Raw genomic sequence first — 22337 nt, 5'->3', positions numbered from 1 at the left:
GCGTCCGGCGCATGAACCTGGCTTTCAAGGAAGCGCATGACGCCACCGTCCTCGCCGTCGTCCCGTGTAGCGCCGCTGGCGTGGCTGGCGCTTGTCGCCGCGGCATTGTGGGGCGTGCTCTGGTGGTGGCAGCTAGGGCGCCCGGTGGCGCTGCCCGAAGCACCTTCCTCGCGCATCGCCTGCGTGTCCTATGCACCGTTCCGCAAGCCGGGCGAGACGCCGCTCAACATCCGCGCCTACGTGAGTCCCGAGCGCATCGACGCCGATCTGCGCGCGCTCTCCCAGCGTTTCGATTGCGTGCGCACCTACTCGCAGGGCTTTGGCCTGAACGCGGTGCCGGACATCGCGCAGCGCTACGGCATGAAGGTGCTCATGGGCATATGGATCGGCCGCGATCCGGTGATGAACGACAAGGAGATCAAGTCCGGCATCGCCACCATCAAGGCACATCCCGACGTGCTGCGTGGCGTGGTCGTCGGCAACGAGGTGCTGCTGCGTGGCGAACAGACGCCGTCGGCGATGGCGCAGTACGTGACCGAGGTGCGCGACGCCGTGCGCGACACGCATGTGCCGATCACCTATGCCGACGTGTGGGAGTTCTGGCAGCGCTATCCGGAGATGGCCAAGGTGGTGGACTTCATCACCATCCACATCCTGCCGTACTGGGAAGACGCACCGGTGGAGCCGGCATACGCCGTGCAGCACGTGGCCGACGTCTATGCCCACATGAAGGCGGAGTTTCCTGGTCGCACGGTGATGATCGGCGAGACGGGCTGGCCCAGCCAAGGCAAGCAGCGCCGCGCTGCCGCCGCGAGCCTGGTGAACGAGGCCCGCTACATGCGCGAATTCCTGCGCTACGCGGGCAGCGTGGACATGCCCTACAACGTGATCGAGACCTTCGACCAGCCCTGGAAGCGCGAGCAGGAAGGCACGGTCGGCGGCTACTGGGGCATCTTCGATGTCGATGCGCAGCCGAAGTTCTCGATGCAGGGTCCGGTGATCGAAGAGCCACGCTGGCTGCTGGGCTGGTGGGCCGGCGTGCTGGGCGCCGTGCTGTTCGTGCTGGCGGCCGTGTGGCGCCGCGAATGGCGTTCGCGCAGGGCGCGCGTCGCGTTGGTGCTGTCCGGCTTTGCCTGCGGTGCGGCGCTGGCGTGGCAGTTCCGGCAGATGTGGTTCGCCTGCCGCGACGTGGTCGAATGGGCGGTGTCCGGCACGCTGTGCGTGCTGGCGCTGCTGACCACGATTGCGTTGGCGCGATGGGTGGCCGCGCGCCTGTGCGGTGGGCCGGTTCGCGCCATGCCGAGTCCGCGCGCGCGCTTCGCGTGGATGTTCGTCCTCACGCTTTACGGCTTGCTGCTGGTGTTCGACGGGCGCTACCGCGATTTCCCGCTGGGCCTGTTCTGGCCGCCGGCGCTGGGCTACTTCGTGGCCGCCATGCTGGACGCCGGCAGGACCTGGTTGCCCAGCGCGGAGGAGCGCTTCATGGCCTGCCTGATGCCCTTGCTGGCAGCGGTGACGGTGGTGCAGGACGTCGGCCTGAACCCCGCCTCGTGGTCATGGCTGGGCGCCAACCTCATGCTGGGCGGCGCCGCGTTGATCGCATGGCGGCGCACCGTCCGCCTGGGCACGCACGAGCCGCAGGCAGCCTATCAGTAGGGCGAGTGCGCCCGGTTCGAAACAATACAGCACCACCGCGACCAGTCCCGTCGCTGCCGCCAGCCAGGCGGTGAACACGCGGTTGCGCCACAGGGCCAGCGCGGCGGCGGCCAGGGCCACCCAGCCATAGATACCGATGCGCACGCCACCGACGTTGCCGGTGATGAATCCTTCCACGGTGGCATGCCGCAGGTTGCAGGCGAACGTCGTGCCCGTTTCGCATGTGCGCGCCACGTCGGGCGACTCGACCAGCCCGTAACGCAGCATCAGCGGCACGGCGCCCAGTGCGATCAGCAACAGCCAGGGCAGTATCAGGGTGAGCGTTCGCTTCATCGGCGCAGTCGAAAGGGTTGGGGGGCGATATGGTTCGGCAGGCGGATCTCCGCCGCCAGCGGCAGGTGATCCGAAAACGCCTGCGGCAGGGCCCACACCTTGTCGAGCTGGATCGCCTCGGACGTGAGGATATGGTCCAGTGCCCGGCGCGGCTTCCAGCTCGGAAAGGTGGGCGTCGCCTGGTCGGGCGACACCAGGGTGGACTTGGCGAACAGGTGCTTCATCTCCGCACTGCGCAGCTCGGTGTTGAGGTCACCCATCAGCACCGCGTGCCGATAGTCCTGCAGCACCTCGCCGATGAAGGCGAGCTGCTTGGCGCGCGCCGGAGCGCTCAACGAGAGATGGGCGATCATCACCGCCAGCGCGTCCTTGCCCTCGCCGAAACGCGCGAGCAGTGCGCCGCGGCCGGGAATGCGGCTGGGCAGCGGGAAGTCCAGCACGCTGGTGGGTTCGAGACGGCTGATCAAGCCGTTCGCCGAATGCGCCAGGCGGGCCATCGGACGATTGGGCTGATGGCTCCAGAACGGCATGCCTGCCGCTTCGGCGAGGTAGCGCGTCTGGTTGAGGAAGCCCGAGCGCAGGCTGCCGGCATCCGCTTCCTGCAGGCCGATCACGTCGAACTGCGGCAGCACTTCGGCCAGGCGATCGAGGTTGTCGAGCTTGCTTCGACCCGGCAGCACCGCGTTGATGCTGCGGGTGAGGTATTCGCTGTAACGCTGCACGCTGGCGCCGGCCAGGATGTTGCAGCTCAGCAGACGTAGACGGCGCTCCGGGGCGGCGGGGGCGGGTGAATCGGCGCGGTTCATCGGGCGGCAGGGTAGTGGCAAAGGGTGACGGGCGCCATCGCGGGCGCCGCCGGATGCGCAAGCATGCCCGCCGGGGTGTGAATGTGGGGAAAGTCCCGCCGGACTTTCCCCGTGCAGGGATTACTTGCCGCCGGCCAGCTCGCGCTTGGCCAGCCACTGCGTCAGCGCCGCCAGCTGGTCCAGCGTCTTGATGTTGGCGCTGCGGTACTTGCCGTCGACCACGATGGTCGGCGTGCCGTCGACCTGCCAGGCCTGCACCAGCGCGGCATCCTTGCGGATCTGCTGGGTGACTTCGTCCGACGTGGCGATGCGCATGAAGTCGTCGCGCTTCACGCCATGGCTGGCGTAGAAGTCGGCGATCTCGTCCAGCGTGGAGATCGGGTAGTGGTCCTCGAACTTGGCCTTGAACAGCGCCAGGTGGGTCTGCTCCACCACGCCCAGCTTCTTGGCGGCGTAATACGCGCGGGCGTAGGGCACCCACTGGTCGTTGAATGCGGCCGGCAGCAGCTTCAACACCACGCCCGGCGGCAGCTGCTTGCGCATCTGCTCGGCAAGCGGCGCGAAGTGGGCGCAATGGATGCAGCCGTACGAGAACACCTCGACGACCTCGACCTTGCCTTCATTGCTGTAGCGCTGGGGCGTCCCGCCGATCGTGACGTACTCGGTGCCCTCCGTGTAGGGCGCCGGATCGTTGGAGCCGGTGGCGGTGCAGGCGGTGGTCAGCAGCAGGCCGGCGATCAGGCCGAGGGCGCGCAGGGAGGCGAAACGCTTGAGCATGGGCGATGTTCTCAGGTAAGCGGTGGGTGGGAATTGGAGGTCCGGCTTACTTGCCGGCCGCTTCCTTGGACACCAGCCACTTCGTCAGTTCCACCACCTGGTCGTAGCCACCGGCCGAACGCGGGGTCAGGCGGTACTTGCCGTCGATGACGATGGTGGGCGTTTCTTCGATGCCGTAGTTCTTCACCAGTTCGTCCGAGCGCTTGACCTTGGTGTTGATGGTGAAGGAGTTGGCCACGGCCACGAATTCCTTCGGATCCGCGCCGAACTTCGCGTAGACCTTGGCGGCATCGTCCAGGGTCGGCAGGGCGGATGCGGGCTTCAGGCCCGCGCCGCCAGCCTTGAGGGCGCTGAGCTCGTTGGTCTTCCACACAGCGTCATACATGGCGTCGTTGGCCTTGTCCGCCACGCCCAGCGCCTGCGCGGCGAGGAAGGCGCGCTGCAGCATCGGCCAGTTTTCCTGCGGCATGAACGAGGCGGGCAGGTAGGCGACCACGGCGTCGGAAGGCAGCTCCTGCACCAGCTTGTTCATGGTCGGATGGAACTGGTTGCAGGCCGGGCAGCCGTACGAGAACACCTCGAGCACTTCGATCTTGTCGGTGTTGGTCATCTTCGGCTGGGCCGGCTCGATGCGCACGTACTGCTTGCCTTCGACCCACTTGCCGTCGTCGACGAACGGCGTGGCCGGAGCAGGTGCGGGCGCCGGTGCCTGGGCCGCGGTGCTCGCTGCAGCCGGAGCCGCCGTGCTGGCGGCCGCAGGGGCGGCGGCGGTGGAAGCGGCCGGCGGCTGCGCGGCCGGGGCGGTTGCCGCCGGAGCCGGAGCGGGCTGCGGGGCCGTGCTGGCGTTGTCGTTGTTGTGGCTGCAGGCGGCGAGCACGAGCAGGGCGGAACACAGGAACGACAGACGCTTCAGCATGGTGATCCTCGGTACTTGGTCTGGCTTGGAACGAACACGCCGGCCTGGGGGCCGGCGTGTCGAAGGCGCTTACTTCGCGGCGGCGGCGCCGGACGCGCCTTCGGCGGCGTGCAAGCCTTCAATGTAGCTGGCGACGGCGGCGATGTCCTTCGCGTCGAGCTTCTTGGCGATGCCCGGCATGATCTGCGCGTGCGCGTCGTCGCCCCAGGTGGTGCCGTCGTGCCACGACTTGAGCGTGGCCTCGATGTACTGCGCGTGCTGGCTGGTCAGCTGCGGGTACGCGGCGCCCGGGTTGCCGCGGCCGTCGATGCTGTGGCACGCCATGCATGCCGGCACACCCTTGGTGGTGTCGCCCTGGCGATAGAGCTGCTCGCCACGCTCGACCAGCGCCTGGTCGGCCACGCCCGGCAGCGATGCCTTGCTGGCGAAGTAGGCGCCGATGTCGTGCATGTCCTGCTCGGAGAGCGGGGTCGCCATGCCGAGCATGATCGGGTTCTGGCGCTTGCCGCTCTTGAAGCTGGTGAGCTGGCGAACGATGTAGGACTCCTGCTGACCCGCGAGCTTGGGGTACTGGGCGTCGCTGGAATTGCCGTCCATGCCGTGGCAGGCGCCGCAGGCGGCGGCCTTGCCGGCACCGGCAGCGGCATCACCCGGCTTGACGGCGGCGGTGGCTTCGCCCGGCTTGGCCTGTTCGGCGCTGGCGGCGGCCGCAGGCTGCGCGGCGGTGGCCGCGGCGGCGGGCTTGGCTTCCTGGGCGAACACCACGCTGGAAGACAGCGCAAAGACGAGGGCTACGGCATAACCAACAACAGCGGGCCGGAAACCGGCGGGCCGAAAACTCATACACTTGTCTCCCGAAAAACTGCTATGGCTGCACGGCTCGCGCTGGCCTGCACGTCCGCAACTGGCAGAAACTCCCGGATTATCTCCGCGCCACCTTAGCCGGTCAAACCATGTCCAACCCATTGCAAGGGGCCCAGTTCGTGCTGGCGGCCCACCGAATCTCACAACTTCCGCCGGACGACGGCGCCGAAGTGGCCTTTGCCGGGCGCTCCAACGCCGGCAAGTCCAGCGCGCTCAATGCGTTGACGGGCCACCGCGGCCTGGCGCGTACCTCCAAGACACCCGGTCGCACGCAGCAAATGGTCGCATTCTCGCTGCCGCCGCTGCCGCAGGGTGAAGGCGAGGCGCCCTTGACGGTGCGGCTCATCGATCTTCCCGGCTACGGCTATGCGAAGGTGCCGGAGGAGCTGCGCGCGCACTGGAAGCAGGAAATCGACGCTTACCTGCATCGCCGGCGCAGCCTGCGGGGCGTCGTGCTGATTTCCGATATCCGCCATCCGATGAAGGAATTCGACCGGATGATGCTGGATTTCTGCTTCGCCACGCACCTGCCTTGCCACGTGCTGCTGACCAAGGCCGACAAGCTCTCGCGCAATCAGGCCGCGCAGGCCTTGGCGGCACTGCGCAAGGAACTGGCGGCGGGCGGCACGCAGGCCACGGCGCAGGTGTTTTCCTCGCAGACGCCGACGGGCGTGGACGAGGCGCGCGCGGCGATCGTGACCTTGCTGCAGACGCCGCGCGAGTAAACCTCAGCCCTTGAGGTTTTCCATGAAGACCGCGCACAGCGCTTCCATGCCGGTGCGGTCTTCCTCGTCGAAACGTGCGACGGACGGACTGTCCACGTCCCACACGCCGAACAGGCGGCCGTCGGCGCGCACCAGCGGCACCACGATTTCCGACTGCGACGCTGCGTCGCACGCGATATGGCCGTCGAAGTCGTGCACATCGCGCACGACCTGGGTCTCGCGCGCCTGCGCCGCCGTGCCGCACACGCCGCGGCCGAGGGCGATGCGGATGCAGGCGGGCTTGCCCTGGAACGGGCCGACCACCAGCTCGGTGCCGTCGTACAGGTAGAAACCGCACCAGTTGAGGTCGGGCAGGCTGTGATAGACCAGCGCCGAGAAATTCGCCGCGTTGGCGATCGTGTCGGGCTCGCCCTCGAGCAGGCCGCGCGCCTGCCGGCACAGGTCCTCGTAGTGTTCGCGCTTGCTCGCGTACGCCTGCGTGGATACTTCGAACATGGGCATGAGCCTCGTTGCCAAAGCACGTATTATGCGCCCGCACGGTGCGCACCGGCACGACGGGTCCGCGCATCGTTTCCAGGCCGCCACCAGGGGACAGGCGCATGTCGACGTTCTTCGTAGCGGGTACCGACACGGGCATAGGCAAGACCCATGCGACCTGCGCGTTGCTGCACGCCGTGCGTGCCCGCGGTCTCAACGCCTGCGGCATGAAGCCGGTGGCCAGCGGCAGCACCGAAACACGCGAAGGCCTGCGCAACGACGATGCACTGGCGCTGCAGGCGGCCAGTAGCGCACCGATGCCCTACGAGTGGATCAACCCCGTCGCGCTGCGCGAGCCCTTGTCGCCGCACCTGGCGGCTGCGCACGAGGGCGTGGATATCCGGCTGGCGCCACTGCGCGACGCCTTCATGCGCTTGTGCGACATGCACGACGTGGTGATGGTCGAAGGCGTGGGCGGCTGGCTGGTGCCGTTGTCGCGCGGACTGCTCGCCTCGGACATCGCGCGGCAATGGCAGTTGCCGGTGATCCTGGTGGTCGGCATGCGGCTGGGGTGTCTGAGCCATGCCTTGCTCAGCGCGCGTGCCATCGCCACCGACGGTTGCCGGCTGGTCGGATGGATCGGCAATCGCATCGATCCGGACATGGCGGCGGTGGATGAGAACCTGGCGACGCTGCGCCAGTTGCTGCCTGCACCGTGCCTCGGTGTGCTGCCTTATGGCGAGCCGCCGCAAACGGCTGCGGCTCAGCTGGATCTTGAAGCGATCTTGGAGTGATTTTCACGCCGCGCGTGCTTGCATGGGCGGCCGGAACGGAGATTTCACCATGGCGTTGCGCAGCCACTATTACCTGTCGATTGCCGATCTCGCCCATGCCCGCGGGCCGGTACCTTCGCTGAGCTATGATGGCGCCGGCCCCGACGACCTCGCTGCTGCAGTGCAGGAAGCCCTGCGTACGCCGTCGCTGTTCGAGCGCTGGCGCGCCATGCAGGAGGAGCCGGATGAGGTCGATCCCGCCCTCGGTGCGACCGACGCGGCTGCCACCGTGAGCGCCCATGTCCACGACCTGCGCATCGACGTGGACCTCATCACCGACCTGCCGATGAGCATCGTGCGGCACCGCCTGAACCTGCTGATTGGTTCGAACTGGCAGCTGCGGGACATGCGCAAGGCGTAAAACCCACCGCTGTAGGAGCGCACCCAGTGCGCGACCGCGGCTTCTCGGCGTCCCCGCTCCGTCGGCTTTTCGCGCACCGGGGGCGCTCCTACACACCGCCTTGCGGTGGCAGGGACTTCCAGCCCTTGGCACCCCCACCGCGGTGTGGTTAGGCTCCGGGTTCGTTTATCCGCCCTCCAGGGGAACCCTGATGCTTCGTCTCCGCACCCTCGTGATCGCCACCTCCATCGCGCTCGCCGCCTGTTCGCAGCAGTCGAACGAGCAGGCCCAGCAGCCCGCTCCGGCACCGGCCAGCACCGCGCCGGCCAAGGCGTCCACCGCCGCCACCACGCCTGAGGTCAGTGCCGTGAATCCGTTCCTCGAACCCAGCACGCTGCCGTTCCAGGCGCCGCCGTTCGACAAGATCAAGGATGGCGATTACCAGCCGGCCTTCGAAGAGGGCATGAAGCAGCACCTGGAGGAGATCAACAAGATCGCGGACAACCCGGAGCCGCCGACCTTCGAGAACACCTTCATCCCGATGGAGAAGTCGGGCCAGCTGATGACGCGCGTGATGCAGGCGTTCAATGCGGTGAGCGGCGCGAACACCAACGACACGCTGCAGAAGGTGCAGCAAGAAGAGGCGCCGAAGTTCGCCGAGCATCAGGACGCGATCGTGCTGAATGACAAGCTGTTCAAGCGCATCGAAACCGTCTACGAGCAGCGCGATTCGCTCAAGCTCGATCCGGAGTCCAAGCGCCTGGTCGAAGTCACCTACAAGAACTTCGTGCGCGGCGGCGCCAAGCTGTCCGACGCCGACAAGGCGAAGCTGAAGGACCTCAACAAGGAAGAGTCCACCCTCAGCACGCAGTTCACCAACAAGCTGCTCGCCGCGACCAAGGCCGGCGCGCTGGTGGTGGACGACAAGAGCAAGCTCGATGGCCTGTCCGATGGCGACATCGCCGCGGCGGTGGAAGCGGCCAAGGCGCGCAAGCTGGACGGCAAATGGGTGATCCCGCTGCAAAACACCACGCAGCAGCCGGCGCTGCAGAGCTTGAATGACCGCGCCACGCGCGAGCAGTTGTTCAAGGCCTCATGGGATCGCGCCGAGAAGGGCGACGCCAACGATACGCGCGACATGATCGCCCGCATCGCGCAGATCCGCGCCGAACAGGCCAAGGTGCTGGGCTTCTCCAGCTACGCCGCGTGGAAGCTGGAAGACCAGATGGCCAAGACGCCCGAGGCGGCGTTGACCTTCATGGACAAGCTGGCCCCGGCGGCCACGGCGCGCGCCGAGCGCGAGGCCAAGGACATCCAGGACGTGATCGACCAGCAGAACGGTGGTTTCAAGGTCGAGGCGTGGGACTGGAACCATTACGCCGAACAGGTGCGCAAAGCCAAGTATGACCTCGACGAATCGCAGATCAAGCCGTACTTCGAACTGGACAACGTGCTGCAGAACGGCGTGTTCTACGCCGCCAACCAGCTCTACGGCCTGACCTTCAAGGAGCGCAAGGACATTCCGGTGTGGCAGCCGGACGTGCGCGTGTTCGAAGTGTTCGACAAGGACGGCAGCTCGCTCGCGCTGTTCTACTGCGACTACTTCAAGCGTGACAACAAGAACGGCGGCGCCTGGATGAGCAACCTGGTCGGCCAGTCCAAGCTGATGGGCACCAAGCCAGTGGTGTTCAACGTCGCCAACTTCACCAAGCCCGCACCGGGCCAGCCGGCGCTGCTGTCGTTCGACGACGTGATCACCATGTTCCACGAGTTCGGCCATGGCCTGCACGGCATCTTCGCCAATTCGGAATACCCGAGCCTGTCGGGCGCGGCCACCGCGCGTGACTTCGTGGAGTTTCCGTCGCAGTTCAACGAGCACTGGGCGACCGATCCGAAGATCTTCGCGAATTACGCGAAGAACTATAAGACCGGCGAGCCGATGCCGCAGGAACTGGTCGAGAAGATCAAGAAGTCGAAGACCTTCAACAAGGGCTACGACATGACCGAGCTGGTGTCGGCCGCGCTGCTCGACATGAGCTGGCATAGCCTGGGCCCGGATGCGCCGAAGCAGGACCCGGACAAGTTCGAGGCCGATGCGCTGGCCAAGGCCAAGATCAACCTCAGCTACGTGCCGCCGCGCTACCGTTCCAGCTACTTCCAGCACATCTGGGGCAACGGCTACGCCGCCGGTTATTACGCCTACCTCTGGACGGAAATGCTGGCCGATGACGCCTTCCAGGGCTTCGTCGACAAGGGTGGCCTGACGCGCGCAAACGGCGACCGCTTCCGCGAGATGGTGCTCTCGCGCGGCAACACCGAAGAGCTGGGCAAGATGTACAAGGACTGGCGCGGCAAGGATCCGAGCATCGAACCGATGCTGCTGAACCGTGGCCTGAAGGAAGCGCCGCAGAAGAAGTAAGGCTTGCGCTGATGTGATGCGAAAGGGCCGGCCATGCCGGCCCTTTCTTTTTGGGCTACATCCATGGCGATGGTCGGTAGCGGTGCGCACGCCGCATGGTCGTCAATGCCTCAAGCCGCGACTTCCGGCTCACTCCAATACTTTTTCCGCATCCACGATGTCCACGCCCTGCATCTGCCCGAGCAGGTTGTCGAACCAAGGCTTGTGCGAGACGCCGACAAGGGACAGCACACGCACGCCCGGGGACTCACGGAACGCAGCGTGCACGTTCGCCACCATCCGCAGGTTGCGGGTTTCCCAGCCGGCCACGTAGATCTGTCCGTAGTGCTGCGGGGAAGCGTCACCGAGCGCCGCACCAAAATCGCTGCGAATTCGCGCATCGAGCTCGGATGGCTGATTGATGAAGCGATACAGCGCAAGCATGTCGCCACGCTGCCAAAACGCTGCTTCCGAGGCATGGAGAGGTTTCGCGATCTCCGCTGCGCTGTCCCACGCATGCTGGATGGCGCTGCCGAAGGCGGCGGCATCCGCCACGTTTACGTTGTCGCCGGTGTGGTCGTCGACTCCGAACACGCGTTGCAGCCCGAGTCGAACCGCAAGCGGCGCGGCGATCTGAAAGCTCTCGTCATTGCTGGCGGCCTGTTGGCGAAGTTGCGTCGCCAGTGTGTCGCTCAGGCCGTCACCGGCGCGGCGCTGGTCGTCGGGCAGGTAAAGCCATTGCACCATGGCGGAGGCCGCATCGCCGGCGGCCAGGAACAAGGCGGCGAGGTGCCGTCGTTGCGCGAACGCTGGCTGATCGGGCCAGTGCTTAAGCGTGCGCACCACTTCCGCGATGGCGGCGGGCACGTCCAGACCAGTGGCGGACCGCGCTGCGCTCGTGTCACGGCAGTAGGGCCGTACGTCTTCTGGCGCATAGATCGCGGGATGGCGCGCCATGGCATCGCAGCTCTCGCCGGAAATCTGTTCGACCGTGATGATCTGCGGCTTGAACGACGCGAGCCGATCCAGCACCGGACCCAGCGACGCCGGTTTGAAGGTCTTGGGCGCGTCAGCCAAGTGCACCGTGCCCAGTACGAAGACCTGGGTGCGCGGTGCGGCATCGTGCGCATCCAATCGGGACAAGTCGACGGTCGATTGCGCAAAGGCAGCGCTGGATAGGCATAAAGCCAACGGGCACAGCAGCCAGGGTTTGGTCATGGATGGAACCCGGAGGGGAGGACGGATCGACGCTAGGAGCGGCCGGGGTGCCGGGCCAGTGCTGGAGTGCAGGGGATCATCTGGCCTATGCAGGGCTGCGGGATGTCCGGCCTGACTGGCCGTTCGTCTTGGGCAACCGGCCATTTCACGTAATTCACGTAGTTTTTCGGTTCCCATCCGGCGGCAGTCGGCGTCAAATGGCGTTCCGGCCGGCGGTTTCGCGGCCAACCTGGCAACGCGCAATCTCGAAGGGGGCATCCATGTCCACGGCAGCTGAGCCTCAGGTTTCTTCCCGCAAGCCGTCCGGCAAGGCTCGCTCTGCCTCGGCCAACCACAAGCCGAAGATCGCGGCGCCGCCGCCGATGCCGCTGGACAGCCTGTTGCCCCACAGCTTCCGGCACACGGTCGAGGACCGGGAAGCCATGGGCAAGGCGCTGCGTTCCGTCTGCTCGCGCAAGACGCTGGGTGGCTGGTCGCCGACGCGCAAGCGATTCGATCCCGTGGATGTGCTGATCGAGACGTCGAAGGGGCGCATCGAGACGCTGGTGCCGATTCGCTACGGCCGCATGATGGCATCGCCGTTCGCGTTCTATCGGGGCGCCGCCGCGATCATGGCGGGCGATCTCTCCACCACGGCAAGCACCGGCGTCCACCTTCAGATCTGCGGCGATGCGCATCTGGTCAACTTCGGCGGCTTCGCGACGCCCGAACGAAAGCTGGTGTTCGACATCAACGACTTCGACGAAACCACGCCGGGACCATGGGAGTGGGACATCAAGCGTCTTTGCGCCAGCCTGGTGGTGGCCTCGCGCGCCAACGGTTTCAGCGCCGACGACGCAAGGGAGTCGGCGTGGGAAGCGGCTTCCGCCTATCGCGACCATTTGGCCGACTACGCCGCCATGCCCCTGCTGTCGGCCTGGTACGACCATATCGACCTGGAAGACGTCATCGACCGCATGGAAGACCAGCAGCTCAAGAAGCTTGCCATCAAGAGCGTGCACAAGGCAGTGGAATACACCGCGCATACCAAGGAGTTCGTCAAGCTGACCGTCGCCGGCGGATCGCCGCCGCGCATCCAGGACGAGCCGCCGCTGATCTATCACGACAATGCCTTGCAGAACGAGGTCAGCCAGGAAGACCGGATGAAGGCGTTCGCGTCCTACCGTGAATCGCTTTCCGCCGAGCGCCGCGTGCTGCTTGATCGCTTCGAGCCCATGGACTCCGCCATCAAGGTCGTCGGTGTCGGCAGCGTGGGCACGTACTGCGGCATCATGCTGCTGGTGTCTGGCAATGGCGATCCCTTGTTCCTGCAGTTCAAGGAGGCGCGCGAATCGGTCATCGAGCGGTTCATCGGCAAGTGCGCCTATACGCACCAGGGGCAGCGCGTGGTGTCGGGGCAGCGCCTCATGCAGTCGGCCAGCGACATGTTCCTCGGCTGGACGCAGGGCGCGAACCGGCACTTCTACGTGCGGCAGCTGCGCGATGCGAAAGTGTCGCCGCAGGTGGAGCTGATGAAGCCAGCCAACATGCGGCGTTACGGCCGGCTGTGCGCGCACGCCGTGGCGCGTGCGCATGCGCGTTCGACCGACGCCATCGTGCTGGCCAGCTATCTCGGCAAAAGCGATGCGTTTGCCGATGCGATGGCATCGTTCTCGGTCGCCTACGCCGACCAGAACGAGCGCGATCACGATGCGCTGGTCAAGGCGGCGCGAGCCGGCCGCGTCGATGTGGCGACGATCCAGTGAGCACGGCGTGTCGACAGCGCGCCGGCGTGCTGCCTGCGGATCGTGTCGGCGCTGGAATGCGTCGACACGATCCACGCGTCATTCGATGAGCTCGCCCTTGGATTGCGCGTCCACCAAGGCGGGTGCTGGCCAGACCGCCAGCCATATTCCACGGAACGGCTGGATGTAGACCGCATGCGCGCGGTCGAGCGCGGTGAGCCGGCGCGGGTAGGTGATCACCCGTCCGTCCGGATGCGCCTGCGCCCAGCGCGTGGCTTCGTCCATGCCGTGGAGCTGCGTCACGGGTTGGGTCAGCCGTCCGAGGAAGGTGTACTGGCCGTCGTTCGATTCGAAATTGGCCATGGGATGGCCTTCCGCTTCCGCCCGCGCAAGCATCTTCGCGACGGGCGTGAAGTCGTATGCCGGCCACAGGGTGAGCGTGAAAAGACCGTTGGCGGCCACGGCCGCGATCAGCCCGACGATGGCGATGCGTTGAAGTTCGCCCTTGCGTGGCGTGACCAACACCCCTGCCAGCAGCAGAAAAAGCAGGCCGAACGGGAGACTGCTGCGCGACACCGCGACCAGCTGGTGATCGAGCACGCGCCCGTCATGGACCAGCTTGCCCAGCAGCGCCAATGCGATGCCGCCGACGCCCAGCAGCAAGGCGAGCGGCCAGGGCTGAAGCCAGCGCGACGTGGTCGGTCGACGTTCGTGCAGAGACGCCAGCGCGAAGGCGATCAGCAGGGCGAAGCCGCCGAATTCCGGCAGCACGTAATAGGGTTGCTTGCCGCTCACGACGGAGAAACCGAGCAGCACGGGGCCGAGCCATGCGAACAGGAAACGCAGCCCGTCCTCGAACGGTCGTCGCAGGGACAGCAGGGCCACCCAGCAACGTGGCCAAAGCGCAAAGGGCAGCACCAGTACCGGAAGCAGCGGCAGATACCACCAGAACGGTTCGGCGTGCGCGAATGCGTCGACGACGCGTCCGGCGGTCTGGTGGATCAGCAGTCGCTGCCGATAGGCCTCGCCGCCGGCATCGGTGGCCGCCAACGCCCACGCCAGCAGCAACGCGCCACCGGCGAGGATAGCCGCAGCCCCGGTCGCATACCAGCGGCCACGATGGTGTTGCGCCCAGCGGTTCCAGAGAGGTCCCAGCAGCCACGGAAAGGCCACATGCAGCAGCATCACCGGTCCCTTGCTGAGCAGGCCCAGGCCCACCGCAAGCGCGAACCAGGCAAAGCGCGGCGCGTCCTGCCCGCGCCCGGGCGTCAGGCACAACAGGGCTGCCAGCACGCAGTCGGCGAGCAGCACTTCGTACATGACCTGCAGGCCGAACAGGAATCCGAACGTGAGGGCGCCGGCGATCCATGGCGCCGTGCGAGCCACCGCTGCGTGCCGTGGAAACAGGCGCCGCGCGAGCATCGCGACGAGGACGAGCTGCAGCGCGCCCAGCAGCACTTCCAGCAGGCGTGGCCACACATCGCCCACGCCGCCCACGAGCCAGCCCAGATGGATCAGCCACAGCAGCAACGGCGGCTTTTCGCTGTAGGGCAGACCGTTGAGATAGGGCACCACGAAGCTGTGATGCGTCCACATCTCCCACGCCACCGACAGCGTGCGCGTGGAATACATCGGCATCGGCCCATGCTGGAAGATGGCGACCAGGGCAGCCAGCAGCCAGCACCAGAGCCACGGCATCTCCGCGACCAGGCTCCGCAGCGAGCGTTGGTGGCCGGCGATGGGGCTGGTGTCGCCGGAATATCGGGCCGGTGTGCCGCGCTCTTGATGCATCGTCATCGGTGGGCTCAGCGGCGCTTGTCGATGCCGCCCCAATCCTCGACGTCACCGACGGGCACGACGCCGCCGCGACAGGAGGGGGCCACGGCATCGAGCCGGTAAAGTCGCCAGTCGCGTCCGCTGGTGATTCCCATGTCCAGCGTCGCCGCCTTGTCGATGCACGGCGCCATGACGTCGGAAAGCACCAGCACCCAGCGATGCGCGGGCGACTGTTGCTGCCAGCGGATCGCGGCGGCCAGTTGCTCATGCCACGGCGTCACGAAACCGAAGTCGGTCACCTTGCGCTGGAAGGCGAGCGGAAGTTCTTCCTTCCAGGCGACGAGGGCCAGTTCAGCATCGGGTCCGATGGTCTGCTCGACACGTTGCACCAGCGGCGCCTGTGAGCTTGCGCGGGCCAACAGCGGCGCCACCCACAGGCCCCACGCCAGCCAGAGGCCGGCGAGCCCCGCGAGCAGCGCCATGCCGGCGCGGCGCAGGCGACAGGCCGCGATGCAAAGACCCATCCAGATGCCGATGACGATGCACGCGATCCACAACGACGACGCGTGGTCCCCAAGCTGCCGGGCTTCGACGAAATGACGCGTCCACGCCGTGGGATGCAGCATGCCGAGCAGGCCCAATGCCAGCGCGGGAACCGCCAGCGCCAACACGAACGCCAGCGCCAGCCATTGCGCCCAGCGTCGCTGGAGGATGTCGCGCAGGAACGGGCCTGCACACAGCGCCAGCAGCGGCAGCGCCGGCATGATGTAGACATCGCGCTTGGCGCGCGTGAGGCTGAAGAACACGATCACCAGCACCGACCAGGCCAACGGCAGCAGGAAACGGGCATCGTGTTCACGCAGCCGTTGCCGCCACGCGGGCAACAGCCCGGGTAAGGCGAGGCTGAGCGGCAACCACGAGGTGAAGATCACCTCCAGGTAGAACCATGGTGGCTGGAAGCTGTTCCATGGATGCACGTAGCGATGCAGCGTCTGGTTGACGAAGATGTCGCTGACGTAATCGCGTGCCGCAATGCTGTCGTGCGCGTGCAGATAGAAGGCCAGCGGCAGCAGCCAGCACGCGATGGCTGCCAGGAAAGCCAGCGCAGCCACCAGCCAGGTTGCGATGCGCTCCGGCGCCGTGGAAAGGCCTTGCCAGCGATACCGTCGCGCCAGCAGCCATGGAACCAGCATCAGGAAGGCGAGCACGCCCACGCCCTTGGTGATGACCCCCAGCCCTGCGGCGAAGCAGCCGAACCATAGCGCGCGTCGGTCCGGCCCGAGCAGGAAGTGCCTCAACAGGCCTGCGTTGGCGGCGGTGACGAAAAACGTGACCGTCGGATCGATCTGCCCTCGCTTGGCCTGGAACACGAACTGCACGGTGCACAACAAGGCGAGCGCCGCCCACATGCCGGCGCGATGGTTCCACAGTCGCCGGCCCAGGTCGTAGACCAGCCACAGCGTGCCCAGTGAAGCGAGCAGCGAAGGAAGCAGGAAGGCGACGCGCCAGTCGCCAGTGAGCGCATGCGACGCCGCCTGCATCGCCATGAAGGTCGGCGGCTTGTCCGAATACCAGTCGCTGCCGCGATGAGGTATCAGCCAGTTGCCGGAGGCCACCATCTGATGGGCCACGAGCGCGAAGCGTGGCTCGTCCGATGGCGTGGGCGTGCGCATGCCGATGCCCGCCGCGAGCAACAGCAAGGCCAGCAACATCAGCCACCATCGTTCGCGACGCTCCCGTCGCAAGGCATCCGCTATGACAGGGCCTTGATGCGATTCGACGCGATCATCCACGGGATATATGCGCCATCAGTGCGACAGTCCCAGGCTGCCCAGGCCGGCTTCGTTCCAGTCCAGGTCGGGGCTCGTGCTGGCCGAAGTGCTCGCGGCAGCGCCTGCGCGTCCCAGCAGCGAAGGAAAGCTGCGGATCACCTGCTCGGCCGCTTCCCTTGCGGAAAGGCCGTGTGTGATCAGCGAGCAACTTCCCGATCCGTACGGCGCGTATACCGACGCATCGGTGACGCAGAACATGCCGACCGTGGGCACCTTGGACGCCACCGCCAAGTGCATCACGCCGCAGTCCGCCGTGATCATCAGGTCCATGCCTGCCATCACGGCGCCCATGCGCCGAATGTCCGACGAGTAATAGCCCGGATACGCTTCGCCGAGCATGGAATGCCCATGCATGGGAATGAGTTCGAGGATGCGCGATTGCGGACTCATCGATTCGAACGCCGCAGTGAACTCATTCCACCACGTCGCCGGGTATCGCTTGGCGCCGGTCGCGTTCGCAAAGACGCCGATGGTCGGCTGGGAAGCAGCCTGGCGCGATGGCGGCAGCAGTTGCTCGATCACCGCGCGGCCATGGGCGCGTTCCTCTTCGGTCAGGCGGATATCCAGGGAGGGATAGTCGGCCACCGGCTCGCTCTCCGCCGCGTAGTGCTCGCGTGCCCAGCGCAGCAGGTTGATGGGACGCTGCGCCATGTGCTGGCGGGCCACCGCCGTCGGCACCGGATGCGTCAGGCCCGAACGCAACGCGTCGTCACTGAAGCCGAGCTTGTAGCGTCCCCGCAGGAATTTGGTCAGCACGCGGCTGAAGCCCGAGCCGAGGCATGGATCGACGATCAGGTCGTACTCGGTCTTGCGAATGCGCAGCAGCATGCCGGCGAACGATATCGGGTGCTTGAAGCCGCGCTTGGGCAGGCAATAGACGTTCTTGACGCAGAAGAAGGTGCTGAACACTTCTTCGGCGATCGGTCCTTCCGTCAGGACATCGATCTCCGCGCCCTTGTACAGGCGTTCCAGCTCCGTGATCAAAGGGGTCAGCAGGATCGTGTTGCCGAGCCGATGGTTCGGCCGGCATATCAGGACGCGATACACGCCTTTTTTCGGCAGGGAATCCTGCTTGGCATTAACGCCGGATCTTTGCACGCGACACCAGAAGGGAAGAAAACGTTGGTATGGAGTTAAACCATCGCATCCAGCGCGGCGCTTCTTGCGAAGCCTTCGACACGAGCCGTCCCATGGCCACCACAAGTATCGGCGGGCTTACTTTCACCAAGCTTATGCATGATCGCTTTCCACCGCCGGTGTTCGCTGCAAGCGATGCGATTCAAGCAGCAGTCAGTCCGATTTAAGCTTCGCGAAAGCATTGGTTTGGACATCCGAACGGCGATGCGCATGAAGTCGCTCCGCCGCGACGAAAGATAGGGAGCGTGCACCGCTACACAAAGTGGCGCTTCGGCGTTTGCCTGCCACGAAGTGAGGCAGCGGATGCTTCGCAACGACGGCCGCGAGGCGCGTGAACTTGCGGTTTGCATCGCATGCGCCAGGAACAGGGCTGAGCGCTGACACGCGTCCCGGACGATTTCCGTTTGCGTGGTCTGGCCGTACTGCGCATGTGCAACGCGAGGGGCGATGTCGCTATCCGCAATGGCGCGTATATTGGGTGGAACGCACTAAGCGTCAGGCTTCGCCTCGCGTGCGGAGACAAGCCGCAGGAAGGCCTCGTGCTGGTAGCGGCTCATGCGCAGCTTCTGCCCGGTGTCCATGGTGACGACGTGGTGTCCGTTGAACCACGGATGGATCGCCTGGACGCGGCGCATGTTGATGATCGCCGAACGATGGATACGCGCGAAGCGCCGTGGATCGAGCCGCGTGGCCAGCGACGACATCGTTTCGCGCAGCTCGTGTACGCGATCGGCCAGGTGCAGCAGCACGACGTTGCCACTGGCCTTGATCCACACGATGTCGTCGACGCCGACGAAGGTGATGTGCTCGCCGATGCGCACGGCAAGGCGCTCGACATACCGGTCGCGCTGCCGCAACGCCTCCAGCGCCTGCATGATCCGGGCGGAGGACGGCTCGTTGCGGTTCGCTCGCTCGGCCAGCCGGCTTTTCGCGCGCGACAGGGTTTCGGCGAAACGCTCCCGGCTGAACGGCTTCACCAGGTAGTCCACCGCGTTCGCTTCGAACGCCTTCACCGCGTACTGTTCGTACGCCGTGACGAACACGATGGCCGGCATGCGCTCCACGCCGATCGCCGCCACGACATCGACGCCGGTGAGCGCCGGCATCTGCACATCGAGAAAGACCAGGTCGGGCGAGTGCTGGCGGATCGCCCGCACGGCCGATGCGCCATCCCCGCATTCGCCCAGCAATTCGATGTCCGTGTCGTTGCCCAGTTGCCGCACGATCGCGCGCCGTGCCAGCGGCTCGTCATCGACGACCAGCGCGGTGATGGTCATGCGGTCGCCACCTCGGGCGCCTCATCGGGTTCCTCGATCTCGTGGAACGGCAGGCGCAGCCGGCACACCACGCCCTGCGGCCAGATCATTTCCAGGCGCACCTGCGCCGCATCGCCATAAAGCTCGCGCAGGCGCAGTACCGTATTGGAGAGACCGATGCCGTGTCCCGAACTCGATGCCGGACCGGGCTCCAGAGTGCTGTTGCGATTGCGCACGTCGATGCAGAGGCTGTCGCCTTCGCGCCGGCTTTCGATCTCGATGCAGTCGGAGCCGACACGCTCGCCGATGCCGTGGCGGATCGCGTTCTCCACGATCGGTTGCAGGATCAGGCTGGGCACCGCGCCTTGCAGCGTATCGGGGCTGACGTAGATCTGCGTGGTCAGGCGATCCTTGAAGCGCACGCGCTGGATGCCGAGATAGAGGTCGAGCAGCACCAGTTCACGGCGCAGGCTGATCTCCTGGCCGTCATAGTCTTCCAGGAACGCGCGCAGCAGGTCGCTCAGCCGCAGCAGCATGTCTTCCGCCGACAGCGTGTCCTCGTCGAGCAGGGTGGCAATGGCGTGCAGCGTGTTGAACAGGAAGTGCGGCTGCAGCTGCGATTTCAGCGCCTGCAGGCGCGACTGCGCCAGCTCCGCCGCAAGACGGTTGGCTTCGACCTCTCGACGGGATTTCTCCTCGTGGAACGCCATCGCCTGCTGGATCGCGAACAGCATCCAGTAGGTGAGCAGGCCCAGGGCGAAATGCTGGCCGATGAAGAACCACAGCTGCTGGAAGAAGTCGCTCGGCTCGAAAGCGGTGGACACGAACGCGCCGATCACCATGCCGAGCAGCGTCACGCCAAGGCTCAGCGGCAACTGCCTGCCCAGGCCGCGCAGCCGCAACGGCGCGCGAATCGGGTAGGTCGCCGCGAGGCGGAACACCCATGGCGCCAGCGCGGCCCAGGTGTACCACTGGATCATGGCCCAGCGAAGGTAGTCCCACAGCGGCCACACGTGATGGTCGGCCATGATGTCGCGCAGCATCCCCTGCACGCCGAACACCACGGCGACAGTCGTCCACAACCCGATGTACTGGGCAAGGCCGATGTCCGTGGTGCCGAGGCGGACCTTCATCGCTGTCTATCCTGGCGGATCGTGTCCGCATCTTAGGCGCAGGTCTGCACGGAGAAAAGCAAACGGCGGCGCCACTACGATTCATCACGCCGCCACGACGATTCGTCCCGTCGCGCTTCCGCGGCGGCATGAAACGGCGCTCCGATATCGCCGCCGGCCTTTCGTTACGTTCGAAGAGGGCGGCATCGAAACGACCATCGGAGCAATGCCATGGCTGCCCTTCGTCTCTTGCCTCGTGTCGCGATCATCGCGGTTGCCGCATCATGCGTTGTGCCCGGCGCGCCCGCGGATGCCGGTGACGCGCGGACACCCGCGCACCACCTGCGTCTCGTCAATGCGACCTTCGACAGCGTGACGGCTTTCGCCATGGCGCCCGCCGGAAGCGGTGCCTATGTGGAGGCTTCGTTCGCTTCACCGTTGCAGGGAGGATTGAGCTCGACGACGGTGAGCGTCCCCTCCGGTGACTGCCTGCGCGACGTGCGCGTGACGTTCATCAATGGCCGCGTGGAAACCTATCCCATGCTGGACGTGTGTCGCCATAGCGGTCTGCGCCTGACCAATGGCGGCGGCAAGTCGTTTCGTCCTGGCTTGCTGGTCGCCGGCGATTGAAGCGCCGTTGCGAGCCGGTGGTTGGCGCGTGCGGATGGCGGCGAAAAAAAGCCCCGCTCGAGGGCGGGGCTGTCATGCATGCGGGTGCGCTCAGTAGGCGAACTCGCGGAACACCGGGTCGACGTTGCCGTTCCATGCGCCGTGGAACAGTTCCAGCTTGCGCTCGGCGGGTGTCTGGTTCGCTTCCACGATCTCGATCAGCGGTTCGAGGAAGATGCTTTCATCCGCGCCGCTGCGATTGAGCCTGGCGCGACGCTTGAGGCCGTGGGAGGCAATCTTCAAGGTTTCACGGGCCAGTTCGCGCACGGTATGGTTGCGGAACGGCAGCTTCAGCGCCTGGCGCGGGACGCCATCGCGTAGCGCCTGGCGTTCGCCATGCGAGAAGTCCTTCACCAGGTCCCAGGCGGCCGTCAGCGCGTCATCGTCATACAGCAGGCCCACCCACAAGGCGGGCAGCGCGCACAGTCGGTTCCACGGACCGCCGTCGGCGCCGCGCATTTCCAGGTATTGCTTGAGGCGCACTTCCGGGAAGGCGGTGGTGAGGTGGTCGGCCCAGTCCTTCATGGTCGCGCGCACGCCGGGCAGTGCTGGCAACTCGCCGGCCATGAAGCGCTTGAAGTCCTGCCCCGAGAGATCGACGTAGGTGCCGTTCTGGTAGCTGAAGTACATCGGCACGTCGAGCATGTAGTCGACGTAGCGCTCGTAGCCGAAGCCGTCCTCGAAGACGAAATCGAGCATGCCGGTGCGATCGGGATCAGTGTCTTCCCACACGTGCGAACGGTAGGAGAGATAGCCGTTTGGACGGCCATCCGTAAACGGCGAATCGGCGAAAAGCGCCGTGGCGATCGGTTGCAGCGCCAGGCTGGTGCGGAACTTGCGCACCATGTCGGCTTCGCTGTCGAAGTCGAGGTTCACCTGCACGGTGCAGGTGCGGGTCATCATGTCCAGGCCGAGGTTGCCGACCTTGGGCATGTACTCGCGCATGATTTTGTAGCGGCCCTTGGGCATCCACGGCATTTCCTCGCGGCGCCACTTGGGCTGGAAGCCCATGCCCAGGAAACCGATGCCCAGGTCGTCCGCGATCGAGCGCACCTCGGTCAGGTGCGCGTTGACCTCGCAGCAGGTCTGGTGGATCGACTCCAGCGGCGCACCGGACAGTTCCAGCTGGCCGGCGGGCTCGAGCGTGATCGAGGCCTTGTCGCGCGACAGCGCCACCGGGCTGTCGCCTTCGCGGGCGATGTCCCAGCCGTAGCGCGCTGCCAGCTGCTCCAGCAGCACGCGGATGCCGCGCTCGCCTTCGAAGGTGGGGGGGCGCAGGGTATCGGTGAGGAAACCGAACTTCTCGTGCTCGGTGCCGATGCGCCAGGCATCGCGGGGCTTCTCACCGGCGGCAAGGTAATCGGTGAGCTGCTGGCGGCTGCCGATCGGCGTGCTCTTGACGGCACTGGGTATGGACACGGGGGACTCCTGTCAAAGGCTGCCCCCACTTTGGGGGTGGACTGGCCAAATTCAAAGTGCCACCCGTGG

General features: G+C 66.1%; 19 protein-coding genes and 1 pseudogene. 7 read left to right on the top strand and 13 right to left on the bottom strand.

Annotated features, from left to right (window positions below; genetic code table 11):
• Positions 1-36 precede the first annotated feature (36 nt).
• On the top strand, positions 37-1656 hold the full coding sequence (locus tag CA260_RS18475) for a glycosyl hydrolase family 17 protein (RefSeq protein ID WP_111984543.1): 1620 nt from the start codon (positions 37-39) through the stop codon (positions 1654-1656).
• On the opposite strand, the gene CA260_RS18470 is transcribed toward CA260_RS18475, so the two are convergent.
• From CA260_RS18470 to CA260_RS18450, 5 genes are all read right to left on the bottom strand, one after another.
• The gene (locus tag CA260_RS18470) at positions 1555-1989 is read right to left on the bottom strand and encodes a hypothetical protein (protein WP_111984542.1); all 435 of its coding nucleotides are present in this window, start codon (positions 1987-1989) and stop codon (positions 1555-1557) included. The genes CA260_RS18475 and CA260_RS18470 overlap by 102 nt on opposite strands.
• Positions 1986-2795, bottom strand: a complete 810-nt coding sequence (locus tag CA260_RS18465; protein ID WP_111984541.1) for an endonuclease/exonuclease/phosphatase family protein — start codon at positions 2793-2795, stop codon at positions 1986-1988. Before CA260_RS18465 ends, CA260_RS18470 begins: the two co-directional genes overlap by 4 nt.
• Positions 2796-2915: 120 nt before the next feature.
• A complete protein-coding gene (locus CA260_RS18460; protein WP_111984540.1) occupies positions 2916-3572 on the bottom strand; it encodes a thiol:disulfide interchange protein DsbA/DsbL in 657 nt (218 codons plus the stop codon).
• Between the two features lie 46 nt (positions 3573-3618).
• Entirely contained in the window at positions 3619-4488 is an 870-nt protein-coding gene (locus tag CA260_RS18455; protein ID WP_111984539.1) for a thiol:disulfide interchange protein DsbA/DsbL, read from the bottom strand.
• Between the two features lie 69 nt (positions 4489-4557).
• A complete protein-coding gene (locus CA260_RS18450; RefSeq protein WP_111984538.1) occupies positions 4558-5331 on the bottom strand; it encodes a c-type cytochrome in 774 nt (257 codons plus the stop codon).
• A gap of 110 nt (positions 5332-5441) precedes the next feature.
• Here CA260_RS18450 and yihA point away from each other — a divergent pair, with 110 nt between their 5' ends.
• Complete coding sequence (gene yihA, locus CA260_RS18445) at positions 5442-6077, top strand: ribosome biogenesis GTP-binding protein YihA/YsxC (RefSeq protein ID WP_111984537.1); 636 nt, start codon at positions 5442-5444, stop codon at positions 6075-6077.
• A 3-nt stretch (positions 6078-6080) separates the two neighbouring features.
• Here yihA and CA260_RS18440 read toward each other — a convergent pair whose 3' ends face one another.
• Complete coding sequence (locus tag CA260_RS18440) at positions 6081-6572, bottom strand: GAF domain-containing protein (RefSeq protein WP_111984685.1); 492 nt, start codon at positions 6570-6572, stop codon at positions 6081-6083.
• A 104-nt stretch (positions 6573-6676) separates the two neighbouring features.
• On the opposite strand from CA260_RS18440, the gene bioD reads away from it, so the two are divergent.
• The 3 genes from bioD (at position 6677) to dcp (ending at position 10146) form a co-directional block, all read left to right on the top strand.
• Positions 6677-7348, top strand: a complete 672-nt coding sequence (bioD, locus tag CA260_RS18435) for a dethiobiotin synthase (RefSeq protein WP_111984536.1) — start codon at positions 6677-6679, stop codon at positions 7346-7348.
• A gap of 49 nt (positions 7349-7397) precedes the next feature.
• On the top strand, positions 7398-7748 hold the full coding sequence (locus tag CA260_RS18430; RefSeq protein WP_111984535.1) for a hypothetical protein: 351 nt from the start codon (positions 7398-7400) through the stop codon (positions 7746-7748).
• 190 nt (positions 7749-7938) lie between these two features.
• The gene (dcp, locus tag CA260_RS18425; RefSeq protein WP_111984534.1) at positions 7939-10146 is read left to right on the top strand and encodes a peptidyl-dipeptidase Dcp; all 2208 of its coding nucleotides are present in this window, start codon (positions 7939-7941) and stop codon (positions 10144-10146) included.
• Positions 10147-10275: 129 nt separating this feature from the next.
• Here dcp and CA260_RS18420 read toward each other — a convergent pair whose 3' ends face one another.
• The gene (locus CA260_RS18420; protein WP_425479754.1) at positions 10276-11328 is read right to left on the bottom strand and encodes a DUF5694 domain-containing protein; all 1053 of its coding nucleotides are present in this window, start codon (positions 11326-11328) and stop codon (positions 10276-10278) included.
• 275 nt (positions 11329-11603) lie between these two features.
• On the opposite strand from CA260_RS18420, the gene CA260_RS18415 reads away from it, so the two are divergent.
• Positions 11604-13088: a DUF2252 domain-containing protein gene (locus CA260_RS18415; protein WP_238149832.1), complete on the top strand. Its 1485-nt coding sequence runs from the start codon at positions 11604-11606 to the stop codon at positions 13086-13088.
• Between the two features lie 1071 nt (positions 13089-14159).
• On the opposite strand, the pseudogene CA260_RS21530 reads toward CA260_RS18415, so the two are convergent.
• The 5 genes and pseudogenes from CA260_RS21530 to CA260_RS18390 all read right to left on the bottom strand — a co-directional run.
• Positions 14160-14663 (bottom strand): annotated as a pseudogene (locus tag CA260_RS21530) (ArnT family glycosyltransferase); the annotation flags it as partial.
• A gap of 209 nt (positions 14664-14872) precedes the next feature.
• Positions 14873-16555 carry an ArnT family glycosyltransferase gene (locus tag CA260_RS18405; protein WP_111984532.1) on the bottom strand — a complete coding sequence of 561 codons (1683 nt, stop codon included), beginning with the start codon at positions 16553-16555 and terminating at the stop codon, positions 14873-14875.
• A gap of 96 nt (positions 16556-16651) precedes the next feature.
• Complete coding sequence (locus CA260_RS18400) at positions 16652-17722, bottom strand: glycosyltransferase family 9 protein (RefSeq protein WP_111984531.1); 1071 nt, start codon at positions 17720-17722, stop codon at positions 16652-16654.
• Positions 17723-18300: 578 nt separating this feature from the next.
• The gene (locus CA260_RS18395) at positions 18301-19089 is read right to left on the bottom strand and encodes a LytR/AlgR family response regulator transcription factor (protein ID WP_111984530.1); all 789 of its coding nucleotides are present in this window, start codon (positions 19087-19089) and stop codon (positions 18301-18303) included.
• Positions 19086-20201: a sensor histidine kinase gene (locus CA260_RS18390; RefSeq protein ID WP_111984529.1), complete on the bottom strand. Its 1116-nt coding sequence runs from the start codon at positions 20199-20201 to the stop codon at positions 19086-19088. Before CA260_RS18390 ends, CA260_RS18395 begins: the two co-directional genes overlap by 4 nt.
• 210 nt (positions 20202-20411) lie before the next feature.
• Here CA260_RS18390 and CA260_RS18385 point away from each other — a divergent pair, with 210 nt between their 5' ends.
• The gene (locus tag CA260_RS18385) at positions 20412-20810 is read left to right on the top strand and encodes a hypothetical protein (protein ID WP_146745382.1); all 399 of its coding nucleotides are present in this window, start codon (positions 20412-20414) and stop codon (positions 20808-20810) included.
• Between the two features lie 90 nt (positions 20811-20900).
• Here CA260_RS18385 and CA260_RS18380 read toward each other — a convergent pair whose 3' ends face one another.
• Positions 20901-22268: a glutamate--cysteine ligase gene (locus tag CA260_RS18380; RefSeq protein ID WP_111984527.1), complete on the bottom strand. Its 1368-nt coding sequence runs from the start codon at positions 22266-22268 to the stop codon at positions 20901-20903.
• Positions 22269-22337 lie beyond the last annotated feature (69 nt).

The organism is Dyella jiangningensis (genome assembly GCF_003264855.1).
Classification (GTDB): Bacteria; Pseudomonadota; Gammaproteobacteria; order Xanthomonadales; family Rhodanobacteraceae; genus Dyella; species Dyella jiangningensis_C.
The sequence above is the reverse complement of the archived record's forward strand: the minus strand, read 5'-3'. Positions and strand labels throughout refer to the sequence as shown.

Excerpts from the sequence above, each read along its gene's own strand:
- CA260_RS18475 (WP_111984543.1), top strand. The coding sequence starts at position 37 with ATGACGCCACCGTCCTCGCCGTCGTCCCGTGTAGCGCCGCTGGCGTGG.
- CA260_RS18470 (WP_111984542.1), bottom strand. The coding sequence starts at position 1,989 with ATGAAGCGAACGCTCACCCTGATACTGCCCTGGCTGTTGCTGATCGCA.
- CA260_RS18465 (WP_111984541.1), bottom strand. The coding sequence starts at position 2,795 with ATGAACCGCGCCGATTCACCCGCCCCCGCCGCCCCGGAGCGCCGTCTA.
- CA260_RS18460 (WP_111984540.1), bottom strand. The coding sequence starts at position 3,572 with ATGCTCAAGCGTTTCGCCTCCCTGCGCGCCCTCGGCCTGATCGCCGGC.
- CA260_RS18455 (WP_111984539.1), bottom strand. The coding sequence starts at position 4,488 with ATGCTGAAGCGTCTGTCGTTCCTGTGTTCCGCCCTGCTCGTGCTCGCC.
- CA260_RS18450 (WP_111984538.1), bottom strand. The coding sequence starts at position 5,331 with ATGAGTTTTCGGCCCGCCGGTTTCCGGCCCGCTGTTGTTGGTTATGCC.
- yihA (WP_111984537.1), top strand. The coding sequence starts at position 5,442 with ATGTCCAACCCATTGCAAGGGGCCCAGTTCGTGCTGGCGGCCCACCGA.
- CA260_RS18440 (WP_111984685.1), bottom strand. The coding sequence starts at position 6,572 with ATGTTCGAAGTATCCACGCAGGCGTACGCGAGCAAGCGCGAACACTAC.
- bioD (WP_111984536.1), top strand. The coding sequence starts at position 6,677 with ATGTCGACGTTCTTCGTAGCGGGTACCGACACGGGCATAGGCAAGACC.
- CA260_RS18430 (WP_111984535.1), top strand. The coding sequence starts at position 7,398 with ATGGCGTTGCGCAGCCACTATTACCTGTCGATTGCCGATCTCGCCCAT.
- dcp (WP_111984534.1), top strand. The coding sequence starts at position 7,939 with ATGCTTCGTCTCCGCACCCTCGTGATCGCCACCTCCATCGCGCTCGCC.
- CA260_RS18415 (WP_238149832.1), top strand. The coding sequence starts at position 11,604 with ATGTCCACGGCAGCTGAGCCTCAGGTTTCTTCCCGCAAGCCGTCCGGC.
- CA260_RS18405 (WP_111984532.1), bottom strand. The coding sequence starts at position 16,555 with ATGTTGCTGGCCTTGCTGTTGCTCGCGGCGGGCATCGGCATGCGCACG.
- CA260_RS18395 (WP_111984530.1), bottom strand. The coding sequence starts at position 19,089 with ATGACCATCACCGCGCTGGTCGTCGATGACGAGCCGCTGGCACGGCGC.
- CA260_RS18390 (WP_111984529.1), bottom strand. The coding sequence starts at position 20,201 with ATGAAGGTCCGCCTCGGCACCACGGACATCGGCCTTGCCCAGTACATC.
- CA260_RS18385 (WP_146745382.1), top strand. The coding sequence starts at position 20,412 with ATGGCTGCCCTTCGTCTCTTGCCTCGTGTCGCGATCATCGCGGTTGCC.